This is a genomic window from Symmachiella macrocystis, from assembly GCF_007860075.1.
In the GTDB taxonomy this organism is placed as follows: domain Bacteria; phylum Planctomycetota; class Planctomycetia; order Planctomycetales; family Planctomycetaceae; genus Symmachiella; species Symmachiella macrocystis.
Genome location: NZ_SJPP01000003.1, coordinates 348,144 through 364,002 on the forward strand (window position 1 = coordinate 348,144; position 15,859 = coordinate 364,002).

14 protein-coding genes and 1 tRNA gene are annotated in these 15,859 nt (G+C 55.8%); 8 read left to right on the forward strand and 7 right to left on the reverse strand.

Annotated features, from left to right (window positions below):
• Positions 1 to 111: 111 nt before the first annotated feature.
• Positions 112 to 1,092 carry a YdjY domain-containing protein gene (locus CA54_RS24800; protein ID WP_146373693.1) on the reverse strand — a complete coding sequence of 327 codons (981 nt, stop codon included), beginning with the start codon at positions 1,090 to 1,092 and terminating at the stop codon, positions 112 to 114.
• Positions 1,093 to 1,191: 99 nt separating this feature from the next.
• Complete coding sequence (locus CA54_RS24805; RefSeq protein WP_146373694.1) at positions 1,192 to 2,046, reverse strand: alpha/beta hydrolase; 855 nt, start codon at positions 2,044 to 2,046, stop codon at positions 1,192 to 1,194.
• A 187-nt stretch (positions 2,047 to 2,233) separates the two neighbouring features.
• Here CA54_RS24805 and CA54_RS24810 point away from each other — a divergent pair, with 187 nt between their 5' ends.
• The 3 genes from CA54_RS24810 to CA54_RS24820 all read left to right on the forward strand — a co-directional run bounded on the left by CA54_RS24810 (position 2,234) and on the right by CA54_RS24820 (position 5,921).
• Positions 2,234 to 3,400 carry a hypothetical protein gene (locus CA54_RS24810; RefSeq protein ID WP_146373695.1) on the forward strand — a complete coding sequence of 389 codons (1,167 nt, stop codon included), beginning with the start codon at positions 2,234 to 2,236 and terminating at the stop codon, positions 3,398 to 3,400.
• Between the two features lie 52 nt (positions 3,401 to 3,452).
• Positions 3,453 to 4,706: an outer membrane protein assembly factor BamB family protein gene (locus CA54_RS24815; RefSeq protein ID WP_146373696.1), complete on the forward strand. Its 1,254-nt coding sequence runs from the start codon at positions 3,453 to 3,455 to the stop codon at positions 4,704 to 4,706.
• 219 nt (positions 4,707 to 4,925) lie between these two features.
• Positions 4,926 to 5,921: an alpha/beta hydrolase gene (locus CA54_RS24820; protein ID WP_197532810.1), complete on the forward strand. Its 996-nt coding sequence runs from the start codon at positions 4,926 to 4,928 to the stop codon at positions 5,919 to 5,921.
• A gap of 61 nt (positions 5,922 to 5,982) precedes the next feature.
• On the opposite strand, the gene crcB is transcribed toward CA54_RS24820, so the two are convergent.
• Together crcB and CA54_RS24830 are read right to left on the reverse strand one after the other, a co-directional pair.
• A complete protein-coding gene (crcB, locus tag CA54_RS24825; RefSeq protein WP_146373698.1) occupies positions 5,983 to 6,384 on the reverse strand; it encodes a fluoride efflux transporter CrcB in 402 nt (133 codons plus the stop codon).
• A 49-nt stretch (positions 6,385 to 6,433) separates the two neighbouring features.
• The gene (locus CA54_RS24830) at positions 6,434 to 7,825 is read right to left on the reverse strand and encodes a DUF1501 domain-containing protein (RefSeq protein ID WP_146373699.1); all 1,392 of its coding nucleotides are present in this window, start codon (positions 7,823 to 7,825) and stop codon (positions 6,434 to 6,436) included.
• A 495-nt stretch (positions 7,826 to 8,320) separates the two neighbouring features.
• Here CA54_RS24830 and CA54_RS24835 point away from each other — a divergent pair, with 495 nt between their 5' ends.
• Positions 8,321 to 9,343: a response regulator transcription factor gene (locus tag CA54_RS24835; protein WP_197532811.1), complete on the forward strand. Its 1,023-nt coding sequence runs from the start codon at positions 8,321 to 8,323 to the stop codon at positions 9,341 to 9,343.
• Positions 9,344 to 9,550: 207 nt separating this feature from the next.
• Positions 9,551 to 9,621 (forward strand) — tRNA-Gln (locus CA54_RS24840).
• Positions 9,622 to 9,710: 89 nt separating this feature from the next.
• Here the strand turns inward: CA54_RS24840 and CA54_RS24845 are convergent.
• Positions 9,711 to 10,199: a hypothetical protein gene (locus tag CA54_RS24845; RefSeq protein ID WP_146373701.1), complete on the reverse strand. Its 489-nt coding sequence runs from the start codon at positions 10,197 to 10,199 to the stop codon at positions 9,711 to 9,713.
• 456 nt (positions 10,200 to 10,655) lie between these two features.
• On the opposite strand from CA54_RS24845, the gene argB reads away from it, so the two are divergent.
• The 3 genes from argB (at position 10,656) to argF (ending at position 14,012) form a co-directional block, all read left to right on the forward strand.
• On the forward strand, positions 10,656 to 11,543 hold the full coding sequence (gene argB / locus CA54_RS24850; RefSeq protein ID WP_146373702.1) for an acetylglutamate kinase: 888 nt from the start codon (positions 10,656 to 10,658) through the stop codon (positions 11,541 to 11,543).
• 153 nt (positions 11,544 to 11,696) lie between these two features.
• On the forward strand, positions 11,697 to 12,902 hold the full coding sequence (locus CA54_RS24855) for an aspartate aminotransferase family protein (protein ID WP_146373703.1): 1,206 nt from the start codon (positions 11,697 to 11,699) through the stop codon (positions 12,900 to 12,902).
• A 186-nt stretch (positions 12,903 to 13,088) separates the two neighbouring features.
• Positions 13,089 to 14,012 (forward strand): ornithine carbamoyltransferase, encoded by a 924-nt coding sequence (gene argF / locus CA54_RS24860; RefSeq protein ID WP_146373704.1) that lies wholly within the window; start codon positions 13,089 to 13,091, stop codon positions 14,010 to 14,012.
• 19 nt (positions 14,013 to 14,031) lie between these two features.
• On the opposite strand, the gene CA54_RS24865 is transcribed toward argF, so the two are convergent.
• Positions 14,032 to 14,319 (reverse strand): YbeD family protein, encoded by a 288-nt coding sequence (locus tag CA54_RS24865; protein WP_146373705.1) that lies wholly within the window; start codon positions 14,317 to 14,319, stop codon positions 14,032 to 14,034.
• Positions 14,320 to 14,473: 154 nt separating this feature from the next.
• The gene (locus CA54_RS24870) at positions 14,474 to 15,751 is read right to left on the reverse strand and encodes a SpoIID/LytB domain-containing protein (RefSeq protein WP_197532812.1); all 1,278 of its coding nucleotides are present in this window, start codon (positions 15,749 to 15,751) and stop codon (positions 14,474 to 14,476) included.
• Positions 15,752 to 15,859 lie beyond the last annotated feature (108 nt).

Genomic DNA, 15,859 nt, shown 5'->3' on the forward strand with positions numbered 1-15,859 from the left:
GTGAATCAACACTAACTAGATTCACCCTCGAAGATTCCCCGTTCGGTAAAGTCCCCGCAGCTTGGCTCGTCGAACAACGGTCTCTCAATTCGTTGCCGACGCGCGTTGCAGTCATTTGCTCGATGATTTTGCCGGCAACTTTCCCGGTGCTGCGGCCGGTTTTTTCGTCGCTTTACCTTTGACCGGTTTGAATTGCGGAATCAACTCGACGGTGACTTCGGTGCCGAGAGGAGGGATCTGATCGGTCGCCGCCTCGAAAAGCAGGTTCGCCTCAGAATCGGTGCTCTTCATGGCCACGTCGATGACCGAGGAGGAAAAATTGGCGACGCTGATAATCTGTCCCGATTCGGCCAAATAGTATTCCGGTCCCCCCGGTTCGTCGCGCACGAATTGACTGCCGGCAAAGATCCAATCGGCCTTCATTTTGCGCGGTTGGCTGTCGTCAAAAAATTTCTCAATTCCCTTTTTATAGGCCGCATCCTTGCTCCAAGCGAGCAGGCGTTTTTTTTGTTCCACTGTCATGGGACCGAACCACAGCAATTCCTTGGCGAATTTGTCGTAGCGCAATTCCGATTCGGCGGGGATTTTCAGATCATTCGGCAATTTTTCCATCGGCACCGAATAGAACCGCCGCGTGACGCGCTGCACCCAATCTTGTGCGCGAACGCGATGCAGTGTTTTCTTTTTATCCCGCCATTGCACAAAGATGTCGATCTTTTGGCCGGTGGGCGGTTTGTATTCCGGTTCAAATTGCGCCGGCTTGCCCGGCTTGGCACCAATTCGCAGCAAAGCGGCATGGATGAACATCGCCTTGGAATCCAAGGAGACGATCGATTCGTGTTCCATGGTTTGAGACAAACAGCAGAAAAACTCCAGCACTGCTTCGCGTTGCACAATTTTGGTCTTCAGCAAAACGCGTTTGCCTTTCAAGTCCAGCAAAACGGTTCCTTCTGGATTCAATTTGACCAAGGCATCGGCAGCTTTCTCCTTAGTAGCCGGTTTTTCAGCAGCCTGTTTGTCAGAGGCGCGGGCTGTCGACAATATTCCGCAGGTTACTAAAAGCAGAAGCAGAATTTGCGGAAATGTTCGCATGGCTGGGCCTCGTAGAAGTTGATGTCAGAGCGCACTGTCGTACAGAATCATAACACACATTCGCCCGTAGCCCATAGGCAATCCGCCGCGAATCGCCGACTAGCTGATCGTATCGATCCAGTACAACAAGTCCCGCACCGCTTCGTCACGATTCGGCTCGAACTCCAAAGTATGTGCCGCATCGGCATATTCAATCAGCTTGCGTTGATGGGATGCGAAACGCAGGAAATAGCCGCGTGTCGCGCGATTGTCGATGATACGGTCTTGCCCGGCGAGCATCAGGAGCGAGGGACACACGATGCAATCGGGCGCATCGAGCAATTGCCGATCCATTTGTCGATTGACCAGCAGAAACCCCACGGTCACTTCGCGCAAGGTGAGCGGATCGCGAGAAATGTAGGTTTGCCAATCGGGATCAGTGGTGAACAGACTGGGATCCTGCAGCGGAATCGGCACACGTTTTTTTTGCGCGCCTCCCACATCGGCGAGTGACAGTTTGAAGTTTTGCCTAGCCGTCGCGCGGATTTTGGTGCGGATGCCGGGATACAGCAAAGCCAAACCGTCGAGCAACTCCGGTCGCCGCGCTGCCGTGAGTGCAGCCAATTTCCCGCCCCAACTGACCGACATCAAGATCACGGGAGCCTGTCCACCAGGCTCATTGGTAAAACGAACCCACTGCAGGAACTGCGCCACGTCGTTCAACAACCGGTCCGCATGCGGGGCATCGCCACGGCTGCGTTCGTTTAAGCCCGATCCGCGGCGATCCATAAAGAGCACGTCATAACCCGCCTCGCACAGCTGGCGGCTGGACGCGGAATACCATCCGGAGTGACTTTGAATGCCGTGCAAGGCGACGATTGTCCCCCGCGGCTTGTCGTGGGCCGCCCTCCACCGGCGGTAATGCAGGCGATATCCATCGGAAGCGGTAAAGAATTCAATCGCCGGTTGATGCACAGTGGTCGCTCGGGTTCGGGGAGGCGTTCAATGCGGTGGGGGAGTTCTTGCTTTATTTGTATCGGCGACGCGTCGGTGGGGCAAGCGTTTCTTGCGTTGGCGAAACGGCTTGCGGTACGATGGGCCTTCCGGAATCAATGTGTGGCGATCCAAACGGCCTTCTAAAAAACCAACCGAAAGCTTTGCGATGACTGGGCGATGTGTGGTGTCTTGGATCGCGGCGGTGCTCATTTTTGCTGGACCGCTTCAGGCGAAGGCAGATGAAATTGATGACCATCTGCAAATAATCGCTGCCTGCGGACCGGGCGGTCAAGGTTCGGCGGCGGCCAAGCAAGCGGCACAAGAACTCATTAACTCCGGCATGGAAGTCTTGCCGCAACTGCTGGAAGCGATGGATACCGACAACATCCTGGCTGCAAATTGGTATCGCACTATCTACGAACAGGTGACCCGGCGGGAGTTGAAAAAAACTTCGCCGCAGTTCCCTCTACACTCACTGCGCGACTACGTGCAGGATGCTGGACATCAAGGCCGTTCGCGCCGTTTGGTCTTGGGGCTATTGGACCGGTTGGACCCGAATTTTCGCGATCGTTTTGTCGCCACGCAAATAGCGGACGCCGAATTCCGTAACGATGCGATTACGGCGTTGTTGAAACAGGGCGATGAATTTCAGCAAGCGGAAAAATTCGCCGCGGCGGCCCGGGTGTATGAAACGGCCTTTCGTGCGGCGCGGGAGAGCGGGTTAATCCAAACGACGGCGGCGAAATTGAAAGCGGTCGGCCGCGAAGTAAGCATCATCGACCACATGGGGTTGGTGATTGATTGGCACGTGCTGGGACCGTTTGATGCGCCGGGCAAAAGCGGGTTTGACACCGTCTTTCCGCCCGAAGAGACCGTCGACCTACAGGCCACTTATCCTGGACAAAACGGACGGGACATTTCCTGGAAACGTTTCCGCACCACGGACAAGCTGGGGAACGTGAACCTGGTGACCGCCATTGCTCCGGTGGAAGAGGCAGTCGGTTATGCCTATACCGAAATCTTCTCCCCCCGCGACCAGGACGTACAACTTCGCTGCGGCGCAGACGACAATCTCTCGGTGTGGGTCAACGGCAAAAAAGTCTTCGCGCGCCGGCAATGGCTCAACGGCACACGGCTGGATCGCTTTACCGCAGCGGTGCATTTGGAAAGTGGTAAGAACACCGTGCTGGTAAAAATCTGCCAAGGCCCGCAACACAAAAACCCAGCCGTCGGCAACAACTGGTCGATGCAACTGCGGTTTTGCGACAAAGACGGTGCCAGCATCGGAACGCGTTCGGCGCTGCCTCAGGATTCTGAGGCGAACGCAGAGTAGTGATCGGAAGCCAACACGTTCAAAAAAACAGCGGCGGTTGGAGAGTCAAACCATGTTTGTGAAATCTGCAATTCTAGGATGCCTGTTGAGCACCGCTCTGGTCGGCAGCGCCAGGGCCGATAACTGGCCCGGATGGCGGGGGCCGGGTCGTAACGGGGTTTCGGCGGAAAGTGAACTGCCCACCGAATGGTCCGAGACGACCGGCATTCGTTGGAAAACAGCTGTGCCGGGGTCGGGGATCTCCAATCCGATTGTCTGGGATGACCGCGTGATCGTGACAGCTTCGGACGGCCCGCAACAGGCGGACTTGCATATCATTTGTTATGCGACCGACGACGGACGCGAATTGTGGCATCAACGTTTATGGGGCACCGCTCCTACGCGGTATCACGCCAACAAAAGCAGCATGGCCAGTCCGGCCGCCGTCACGGATGGCAATCACGTCTTCGCGTTTTTCGGTACGGGCGATGTTTTTTGCACTGACATGGAGGGGCAATTGCAGTGGCAGCGGTCGCTGGCGAACGAATATGGACAATTCGAAAATCGCTTCGCTGCCTCAAGTTCTCCGCTGTTATATCAAGACACGGTCATCGTGCAGTGCGATCACTATGGCGACTCCTACGTCATCGCGCTGGATCAAAAAACGGGGGCCAATCGCTGGAAGCGCGATCGTCCGGAAGCGTGGTTATCGTGGGCTTCGCCGCAATTGATCCTGCTTGGCAACGGCCAACACGAATTGATCGTATCGGGATCGCACAAAGTCGATGCGTTTGATCCCACGACTGGCGAACCCTTGTGGACGGTGAACGGCATGAGCCGCGAGTGCATTCCCACACCGGTCTTCGGCGATGGGTCTCTGTATGTGGTGAGCGGGCCGAAGAGCCCGACGATGGCGATCCGCCCTGGCGGTCGCGGCGATGTGACCGAAACGCACGTCCGTTGGCGAAATACGCGCGGGGCTCCGTTTGTTCCGTCTGCGATATTAGTGGGCGAGCGGTACTATCTGGTCGACGATGCGGGAATTGCCACCTGCCTGAACGGGACTGATGGAAAGCGCGTGTGGCAAAAACGATTATCGGGTGCCTTCACCGCCTCTCCTGTTGCCGGAGACCAAAAGATCTATTTCACCAATGAACGTGGCGAAACGACCGTGATTGCCGCCGCAAAGCGCGGTTACAAACGATTGGCACTCAATTCTGTAGGTGAACCGGTGTTTGCCTCCCCGGCGATATCTCAAGGCTGTCTTTTTATGCGCACCAATCGGCATCTGCTCTGTATTGACGGTCGTGGCGACGATGATCAATGAAACGATCGCCGCACGTTTGCCGATGATGGTGGGTTTTCGGCTGCCGATCAGTAAACGTAAAGTGCGAAACACCGGGTGTCCGAAGTGCGGATTGACCGGGTTGCCATCGGTCCATAGAATGAAAATAGCTGCTTGGGAGCGGCGTGGGACGGCAAATCCACCGTTTCGCTCCGCAACGCTTTTCACTGCGAATTGATTACTGGAATGGGACGGCCACCAATGAAGTGTTTGCAATCATTCGGCGCATGCGACGCCGACACGCCAACCCCAAGAACCTCTCGCACGAAATTTTTCGTCTGCTTAGCTTTGGTCGCAGGAGCCTGCCTGTTGGCGGCGCCGCGTGGAGCGCAAGCACAGGCCAACGACCCCAAACCGATCCAACCGCCGCGCGACGTCACCTTCAAAACCAAGGACCGCATCGACCTCGCCGGGACCTATTGGGAATCCAACGTCGGCCGAGAGGCACCGGTGATTTTGATGTTGCACCGCGAAGGGGGGAACCGACTGGAGTGGACCAAAGGAATTGCATCCTCGTTGCAACTCGCCGGCTATGCGGTGATTTCAGTCGACCTGCGCGGCCACGGACAAAGCAAAGTCAATGCGGGGGCCAATAACCAAAACCGCCAGCGGAACAAACTGAAGTTGATTCCGCAAGATTATAAAAACATGGTGGGGTACGATCTCGAAGCGGTGAAGGCATTCATCTTAGAAGAACACCAAGACAGCAACCTGAACATGAACAAAACCGGAATTGTCGGCGCTGAGATGGGTGCTGCCGTCGCCGTATCGTATGCTCTACTCGATTGGAATAAACCGCCGCATCCCGATGGAATTGGTGCCGACCGCACGCCGCGCGGGCAAGATGTACGGGCCTTGGTCTTGCTGTCACCGGAAAAGGTTCCCGGTTTACCTTACGCCCGACCGCTGACCGTCCTACGCAATCCAGAATGGAATGTGCACTTGCTAGTTGCCGTCGGCAACCAGGACAGAGACGGGCTACGCGAGGCCGAAAAACTTTACGAACTGTTCAACAAAGTGGGGCAGAACGAAAACCGCAGCTTCCTGCAAATCTACCCAGGCAAATTGCGCGGCTCTGATTTATTGACCCCCAAAGAACTGAACGTCGAAACACATATCACGAAGTTCTTCGAACAATCGCTCAAAAGTTTGCCGGCGAATTGGCGAAACCGCAGAAGCAAACTTTATAGCGAGTGAAATTGATCCGGCGGAAGCACGCACCGGCAAACGGCACCTGCCAGTTTGCTCTGCGAGCTTATCATCCCAAGACCAGTTGGGCTGACCAGCGCCCTAGCACAACCGCTCCGATTCCCAGCGCCAGATTTCCGACGACATTCAGGACGGCAAAACGGGCATCCCCTTCTTTGAGAAACATCTCAACGGTTTCGCTGCCGAAGGTGGAAAAGGTCGTCAAAGCTCCCAAAAATCCGGTCATCAACAGCAACTGCGTTTCCTGGGAGAGGTGATTGCGCTGCACTAGGACTGTTGATAGGCCAATCAAGAAGCAGCCAGCGACATTCACGGCCATCGTTCCCAAAGCAAAAAAGGGAAACTCCGGTCCATAGCGCTGAAACAGCAATCCGCGCACCCAACCGGAGAGGTAAAAACGGCTCACCGCTCCTACAAATCCACCGACACCAACAAACAACAGTTCTTGCATAACGCGATCACTTCATGGTTGTGTTGAATGGCTGTGCTGTTGGGGACGGTCAAGACAAGCCGGGAATTGGGTTGGCCGAGGCGGCGCGGATGATGTCGCCCGGTATCCCACTTTGTACCCGCAACTCAGCGACGTCGATCAATCTGCTCAGGACCGTAGCGACCAGATGTTTCAAGGTAACCGGCTCAGTGAGCGGCCGCGATGCGTCGCGGGTTGATTGTCCGATCACCTGCCCCGGAGCAATTCCGCCTCCGGACAGCAACAACGGCGCCAATCCGCCCCAATGATCGCGTCCACCTCGGTTGTTTATGCGCGGCGTTCGGCCCATCTCGCCCGTGCAAACGAGTAAGATTTTGTCACTCAATCCACGGGCATGGACGTCTTCCAGAAACGCGGAGATCGCATGATCAAACGGTCGTCCCATGTAGTCCATGCCTTCGGACACGCCGGCGTTATTTTGGTCGCCATGCATATCCCACACAAAATTGGTCGTCACCGTCACAAAACCGCACCCACGCTCGCACAGTCGCCGCGCCAGCAACATTAACTTTCCAAGCGACTTGGAATTGTCAGCATAGCGTTCGTGGTTTTTCCACTTCTTGTTGATCGTGTCAGGACGAACTAACGGAGCCGTGTCATAGCGGGCGACTACCGCCGGATCCTCGCTCGATAGATCGAATGCGTCACTCACGCCCCCTAAAATTGTATCGAAGGCTTGTTGCTTCAGTGAATCGAGTCCAGCCAGTGAATTGTCGACGTCTACGGCACGGCGGATTCTATCCAAATTGGCCAATAACCGACGCCGATCGTCCAACCGCGCCAGCGGGAGTTGCAATTCCATGTTCTTACGCATCTCGCCCCCACCGCTGGGCACAAACGGCGCATAGCCGCCTCCCAACGTCCCAGTGGATTCGAAGTCGCCGAACTTCTTGATGGCCGGCATGGTGGAATCGTCAACCGCCCTGGGATAAAGGGCAATATTTGTGGGCATGCCATTTTGGGGATGATTTTGCCCGGCCACGCGGGAAAACAGAGAGCCGAGATTTGCCCCGTGCGTTGCTTTGCCTACGATTGGTTTGATGTCGTGCCGACTATCGCCCGAGGTAAAGGAGCGCACGATCGTCGTTCTGTCGGCCCATTTGGCCAATTGGGGAAACGTGCTGCCGTAGGTAATGCCCGGAATGGCCGTGGCAATTTCACCAGTGGCACTGGCGATTCCCACCGGAGCGGACATTTTAGGATCAAAGGTTTCGATCTGACTGGGACCGCCATGCATAAATACGAATACGACGGACTTTCCGGAAATCAGCGACTGCCTGCCGGCTGCCTGCAAGGAGTTGGTGAAGAAGTCCGCCAACGACAGCCCCCCTAGCGACAATCCTCCAATTTTGAGGAATTCGCGCCGTCGCCCCGTTTGGCCTCCTTCAATGACCGTGAGCATGATTCATCTCCAGACCGTCACCGCATGATCCTATCAGCCACTATGCTATGTTCTCCTAAGATACAGCATACGGTAGTGCAACGTCTATCGTCAATTTGCGATGTTGAGCCGCGTGATGTGTGCAAGATTTGTGCAAGGGATAGTACTGACTCGGAACTTGGTCGCACGACGAAAAAGAATCGGCGACAGTCAACTCATGGTAGCGGCATGCTGAAATTGCTGGAACGTTCGTCGACAAGCTTGCTATCCCCCTCCTAAGAAAAAGTGCAATCGTGCAACTGACCAGCAACGAGAAAAAATGCGACTGCGCGTTTTGAGCGGGCTTGTCCTTGAAGCCTCACGGCAGTTTGCCAATAATTAGGACTAAAATCGCGATTGCTTCTCAGAAATGTGCGCTCGATCAAATTGACTGAGCGTAACAGTCTTTTTGAAATCGTAGAGCGTTTGCAGTGGCCGCGGATTTTATTCCGATCGCTAACGATGAAAAATCTCGACATGACTATCTTGCTCGTCGAAGATCAGCCTGCTCACGCGAAATTGATCGAACGCGCATTCGAGTCAGCAGGCTCCGGTTTCCGACTCTCCGTAGTCAGCAGCCTGCGAGAAGCGCAAAAGTTCCTCACCACGAGTACTCCCGACGTAGTGATCGCTGACTTGGAACTTCCCGATGGGCGCGGGACCGACCTGATCCGCCACGATGACAATGCGCCGGCATTTCCGGTCGTCGTGTTAACCAGTCATGGTAATGAACAGGTCGCGGTCGAGGCCATGAAGGCCGGGGCGCTGGACTATGTGGTCAAATCGGCGGCAGTCATGCGGGATTTACCGCGAATTTCCGCAGCGGCGATTCGCGAGTGGACGCACTTGGTCGAACGTCGCCGCGCCGAAAAGGCGCGGACACAGTCACTGCGACTTCTGGAGGGGGTGCTCGATTCGTTATCCGCCCAAGTGGCGGTTCTGGATGACAACGGCATGATTCTGATGGTGAATTCGGCCTGGGCAAATCAGTCAAGTCCCAATCCCTTTTCCGGCAAAGCGTTTGGGGTGACCGTCAACTATCTCAGTGCATGTTCAAACGTGACCGGTGAAATGCAACCGGCCGCCAATACCATTGTCGCCGGTGTGCGCGATGTCATTACCGGAATACAATCGCAGTTTTGTGTGGAAGTCCTCTGTTACCACGCCGCGGACCAACGTTGGTACCAGGTCGAGGTCTCGCCGTTTAGCGGAGCGGGAGCGGCCCGGGCCGTGGTCCTGTACGAGGATATCAGCGAACGCAAACATGCGGAAAACGAGGCACGAGACAGGGCGATCCATCGCGAACGTCTGGCCACACTTTCGGACCGCGAGCACGAGGTGATGACGATGGTAGTCGCCGGGAAAGCCAACAAGGTCATCGCTCGGGACCTGGGACGCAGCGAAAAGACGGTCGAAAAACACAGGGCCAACGTGATGAAAAAACTCAAAGTCCGCACAATCGCCGATCTGGTGCGAATTGCCGTTTCGATAGAACGGTAATCCCGAGGAACTACTGCTCGGCTCACCACAAACGGTAGCCGCATATTCGCTCCCACGCTGCAGCACGCGTGAAAATGAAAGGTGCCGCTGGGCCTCACCAGCGCGTCTGGGTCGCTCTGCAGAACTTGCCCTGTCCAATCTTGCAGAGGATGGTGACATCGTCTAAGATTCGCCTACCGCGTGCTGCCAACGGCAGCGAACGCAGTTTCCCCCCTGGTGTAATGGCAACACAACAGGTTTTGGTCCTGTCGTTCCAGGTTCGAGTCCTGGGGGGGGATTTTTTTCACCGGCTCATTCAGTCGGGCTGCATCATGCCACCCCGACGAATCGCTATTGGGGGCGTTATTCGAAGATTCGCTCCCCTGCCTCAGATTTGCTCGCGATGACCGTTCGGGAATTCTCGCAGTCCCGGACCGACTTTTGACGGCGGCGATTCGATGAGCTTCAAGCGGATCGGATTATCGTCCCAGTAGCCCTCAATGGTCACCAGAGAGGCTTCTTCGTCCGCAATTTCCGCATTTTTGGCCGGATGGGCGGTCCATTCCCAGCGTTCAACGAGATTGAACCGCCGGTACAATTCGTGCATATTGAATTGAAAGCTCAGCGGACGGTTTTGGCCGTCATTCTTGCCGCCGACCAATTCGCAAGTCCCCAAATACAGGCTGACCTCCCAGCGATCCTCGGTGAGTCGACAGTCGAACCCCACGCGTCCCACGCTGCAAAGTGGTTCAAAAAGCTCCGCCACCTCCTCAATAATGGGGGTAATCCACTGAGGGCGGTAATTGCGACGAGGTCGACGTCCTTGCTTCTCAAGTTGCGCAAGCAGATGTTGTATTGGCAAGTGTGTATTGCTCAAGAGTAGTCTCTTTCCGAGTCTTCTTGCTGTAAAATCAAATCCCGATGCGGCATGGGCATCACACAATTCACGTTCCCTAGAAAAGGTAGGGTGCATCGAAGATTTGATGCTGGTGTAGGGTTTTGGAGTGTGTTACTTGGCGAAGTGCCGTTCGCGGTACGTTTTGAGTTGGCTTCTCTAAAAGCTTATCGGGGGGAATTCACCGCTGGTTTTACGCCAAATCGCCTGCATCTGCGGCTCCGGGGAAACCGGGTTTGGGTCAGCGCGAAAGTACCGAGGCTACCGCGATTGTGATTTGAGGCCGGTCGTAACCGCCGTATCGATTTCGCGGACACTAAAATCGTTTGGTGGCTAAGAGTTGCGCTGCCGAATCTGGTCTAATACGCCTTCAGAATTGACTCACGCACGGAAGGCTCTACAATCGGAACTTTTCCCTTCCGTACGAGACAATCACCTGTGGACGACGCGACTCAAAAGGCGGGCGTGCTCATCGAGGCGCTGGGTTGGATCCGGCAATTTCGTGATAAGCACGTAGTCATCAAACTGGGCGGAAGCGCGCTCGAAAACGACGAAACTGTCCGGAATTTGCTCACCGACGTCATTTTCATGGGCGCTGTCGGCATGCGTCCGATTCTGGTACACGGCGGCGGCAAGGCGATCAGCCAAGCCATGCAGGACGCGGGAATCGAGCCTCGTTTCGTCCAAGGCCGCCGGTATACCGACCAAAAAACGATCGATTTGGTCTCCGAAGTGTTGGCCAAGGAGATATGTGGAAGTTTGGTTGGCGAAATGCGTAAACAGGCTGGGCATGCGATGGGGCTGAGTTACCTTTCGCAAAACTGCCTTGTCGGTGAAAAGTTGACCCTCACCGGCGAGAAGGGTGACAAAATTGATCTGGGCCGCGTGGGCCGGATTGTGGATATTGACGAAGATCTGATTCGCCGCACCTGTGAAGCGGGCATCATTCCGGTGATCCCTTCCATCGCGTTGGATAGCGCGGGCGAAAAACTAAACGTCAACGCCGATACCGCAGCAGCGGCCGTTGCCCGGCTGCTGAACGTGGAAAAATTAATTTTTCTCAGCGACGTGCCGGGAATTTTCTTGGATCAACACGATCCGGAGACGCTACAGAATCATTTGGATGTCAATCGTTGTCGGCAGTTGATTGCCGATGGCACAATCGCAACGGGAATGGTTCCCAAAGTCGATGCCGCCTTGGAAGCAATCGCCGCGGGGGTTCGCAAAGTCCATATCGTCGATGGCCGGAAGTCACACTCGTTGTTGCTGGAGATTTATTCCGATCACGGAATTGGAACTGAAATTGTGCCGCCCGCATCGGCGTAGAAATCGACTCGTCACACGCGATTCACGGTTTTTTAGTGAAATCGTGAACCTGCCCCATTGGTTAGGTGTCAATAACTTTTTCGCCGATTCCACGCGGCTTTGGTTCGACCCGCCGCAAACCTCTCATTCGTTTGATCCGCAGGAGACAAAATTGTGAATCCCGTCGCAACGCAGAGTAGCCAGGACACGATTGCCACGTTTGAAAAACATGTGATCCCCAACTATGGGCGATTTCCAATTTCATTGGTCCGCGGCGAAGGCTCGAATGTGTGGGACGCGGAAGGACAGCGGTATTTGGATCTGTTCCCCGGTTGGGGCTGCAACATTTTAGGGCATTGTCCGCCGGCGGTTGTCCAGGCGATTCAGGAACAAGCGGCCCATCTGATCCATATTCCCAATTCCTGGTATACCGAACAACAAGGCAAGTTTGCCGAAGCACTGACGACACGCGGTTTCGGGCAGGCCTTTTTCTGCAATAGCGGCGCCGAGGCAGTTGAGGCGGCCATCAAATTGGCGCGACTGCATACCCCTGAAAACCGTCATCGCATCATCACGTTCGAAAACGGTTTTCACGGCCGCACGCTGGCTGCGACGACAGCGACCGCTCAGCCGAAGTACCACCAAGGACTTGGCCCGCTCATGGCTGGTTTTCGCTATGCACGCTTCAACGATGCCGATTCGGTCCGCGAGCTGATTGATGACGAAGCGTGCGCCATCATGATTGAGCCGGTCCAGGGCGAAGGGGGCGTCAATATCCCGTCAGACGGTTTCCTGGCCGAGTTGCGTCAAATGGCGGACGACAACGATTTGTTGTTGATTTTCGATGAAGTCCAAACCTGCATGGGGCGTACCGGAACGTGGTTCGGTTACCAACAATGGAATGTGCAGCCAGACATCATCACCTTGGCCAAAGGGCTGGCCGGGGGAGTGGCCTGCGGCGGAATTCTAGCCAAGGAAGAAATCGCCCCCAGCCTGCGCCCCGGAATGCATGCCAGTACCTTTGGCGGCAATCCACTGGCGATGGCCGCTGGATTGGCGACCGTCGAGACGATTGAAAACGAAAACCTGCTCGACAACGTATCCGAGATGTCAGCGCGGTTTCAGTCGCATTTTGAGGCACTCCAAGAAGAATTACCGATCATCCGTGAATTGCGTGTGCGGGGCATGATGATTGGCGTGGACCTCACGATTCCCGCCGGTCCAGCCGTGGGCAAGTGTATGCAACGTGGCGTATTGGTGAACGCCACACACGACACAGTTGTGCGTTTGCTCCCCGCATTGAATGTCACAGCCGAACAAGTTGATGAGGGGTGTGAGGTCATCGCCGACGTTCTGCGTGAAATGGCCGCGGAAGTTTAACACGACAGCAATACATCAAGCATTGGGTTGTCCCGATTGGGAGTGCCACTGGCGACTCGTCCGACAGTGCACACGTGGACCGACGTTCCTGAACAAGGAAACCCCAGCTTGATACGGCACTGGCGGACAAGCTGCCAGTGGCCCCCAAGGGAAGTCTGAAGCCGCACCGAGTAAGGAATGACAAACATGAGACACATGGACACGCTCTTGAACTTCAGCGCAGCCGATGTGCAAGAGATATTCGCTACTACAGATGAACTGAAAACGCAATCTTTACAGGGCAACCGCGATCCTCGTTTAGCCGGCAGCGTGCTGACGATGCTCTTTGAGAAACCGTCACTGCGCACGCGGATCAGCTTCGAAGCGGCAATGGCCCATTTGGGTGGGACGTGCATTTTTCTCTCCACCGCTGAAGCCGGGTTAAACGGTCGTGAAAGTGCCGCCGACGTCGCTCGTGTTTTGGGCGGGTATTCCGATTTCGTGGTGATGCGCACCTTTGAACAATCGTTGATCGACCAATTCGCCCAGCACGCCGGCTGCCCTGTGATCAACGGCCTGTCCAACGACAGCCATCCCTGCCAAGCCTTGACCGACTTCTTCACCATACGTGAGGAGTTCGGTTCGTTGGCGGGACGACGATTGACCTATATCGGCGATGGCAACAACGTCGCCAAATCCCTGGCAATTTGCGCCGGGTTGCTTAAGGTTCCGTATGTCGTATCGTCGCCGGCAGGTTATGAATTGACGCCCGGTTTTCTGCAACAACTCAAACACGCCATCCCCGATGTGGACATCACGCTCATCGAAGATCCACACGCAGCCGTGAATGATGCGGACGTGGTCTATACCGATGTGTGGGCCAGCATGGGCCAAGAATCAGAGTCCAATGCGCGCAAGCAGATATTTGGACCGTATCGCGTGGACGCCGATTTGATGGCGGCTGCGGCGCCAGGCGCCAAATTCATGCACTGTTTGCCCGCCAAACGGGGACTCGAGTGTACCGATGAAGTCATCGACGGCCCGGCAAGCATCGCGTTTCAACAGGCGGAAAACCGCATGCACGTCGCCAAGGGGGTCCTGTCTTGGTTGTCAAACGTTAACGCCAAGTAGCCCAGCCGGTAGCGGACCATTAAAAGATCATCACCACGTCTTCAGTCAGATGCAGCGCCGAGTAGGCTGCAACGACCTGATGCGGAGTCCGCACCACCGGTTCGAAGGTGACCGACACATGCCGCCCGCCGGATGTCTCGCGTAAGCTGTGCGGCGGATCGGCCGAGGCCTCCAGGGCCGAGCGCATGGCTGTGACGACCCGTCCCGGAAAATCGTTGACGTTTTTGCCGATGATCTTGAAGACATACCGGCAGGGAAAATTGTGCGTCGATTCCAACAACTCGATGGTAGGGATTCCGTCCGACATTCTGTGTCCTCATGGGGCCGAGACGCCTGGGAGCGTCTTTGCAGCGGCGGGGCGATCCCGACGCAATTTTCTCAACGGCAATACGCGACGTGTCCTGTTCACTCGAACGCCAAATATCCTGCGCGACGGCTTCAAACGGCAATCCTCAGTTTGGTCAGTTCCGTGCCACACTATTGCCAACGATCACGATTTCTGATCCAGGATAATAATACTGTAAGATTTGTTGCACGCCACGGCCAATTTTTGCTTGTCCCCGGGCGCCCCATTGGCACAACCCCACACCGTGGCCGTGTCCGCGCCCATGCAGCGAATATTTCCCTTGATGCTCAATGCGAAAGTGCGGGCTGCGGACGCCATGGCTTGAGAGCGCCGTCCTGAGCCGGTCTCCGCGAATGGTGCCGTGACCCTGCTGATATTTGGCATCAAATTCCAGAAGTCGCCCTGGCGCCGCTGGCGGGATGTTATCCAGCGCCACCAAACGTCCCCAACTGCCGGTCCGTCCTTTGACGGCGGGATTGACTTTTTTCTCCATTTCGGCAGCTGTGAGCGAAACATCCCAGCGGTAATATTTTGCCTCGCGACAAAAATCGCACGGGACGGCCGCCACGGCGGGAACGGCGTCGCTGAATAACTCAGTGCCCTGCAGCGTATGTCCCCCGCAGACGGCTGAATAATAGGTGCAGAACAAACGGCCGGCGTAGGTGCAGACCATGCCTCGCGTCTCGTCAACAATCTTGCGGCTTGAGGCGGATTCGCCGGCCAATAGACGATCCCCGGCACCGCGATACTGAAAACCCAAATATTTCTGGCTACGGGTATCAGCATAGACTTCGAACAGGGCATCTCGCGAAGCCTGTCCCATTTGATATATGGCATAGGTCCGCGCGACGATCGCTTGTGCTTTGCGAGCTTCGGGTGGAAACGCGGCGGGCATTTCACTGTCGACCACGCTGGCGACGTATTCCTCGAGCGGCAGAACATTGACGGCCATCAACTTTGAGCCGGGACGGCGATAAATCCGAACCGTTCCTCGATATTGATGCCCGTTGATCCAAATCGCCGGGGATTGCTGCGGATGGATTTCGAGACGCGTGACCGGATAATGATTACGACCGATTTGAAAACCGGTCTTGGTCACGGTGACGGACGTTGCGGCCAACTTTGCGGCCTCGGCCAACACACGGGGGTTGCCCACCGGTTGTATACGATAGGCTCCGTCGATTTGTATTGGTAGCGACGTGACCGGCGACGGAGTCAGGTTCACACGAATCGAGGACAACCGCCCGCTCCCGACGCTCTGAACGGGTGCGAGTTGCAGTAACGGGGGCCGCTGCATTTTCTGGGCGGCACGCCGATCAGCCGGCCAAAACGCGTACGTCAGACCGGCGACGACAGCCAGGAAAAGGAACGCGCGACCACGTCCGTTAGTCATGCGGATCTTTCGCGTCGTGAACACAAACAACGGGTTGAAATCAGACTGCCGCCCGTTCCAAAACCCCGATGGCATTTTCCCAGTCGTAGAGTGGATCCACTCCGGAAA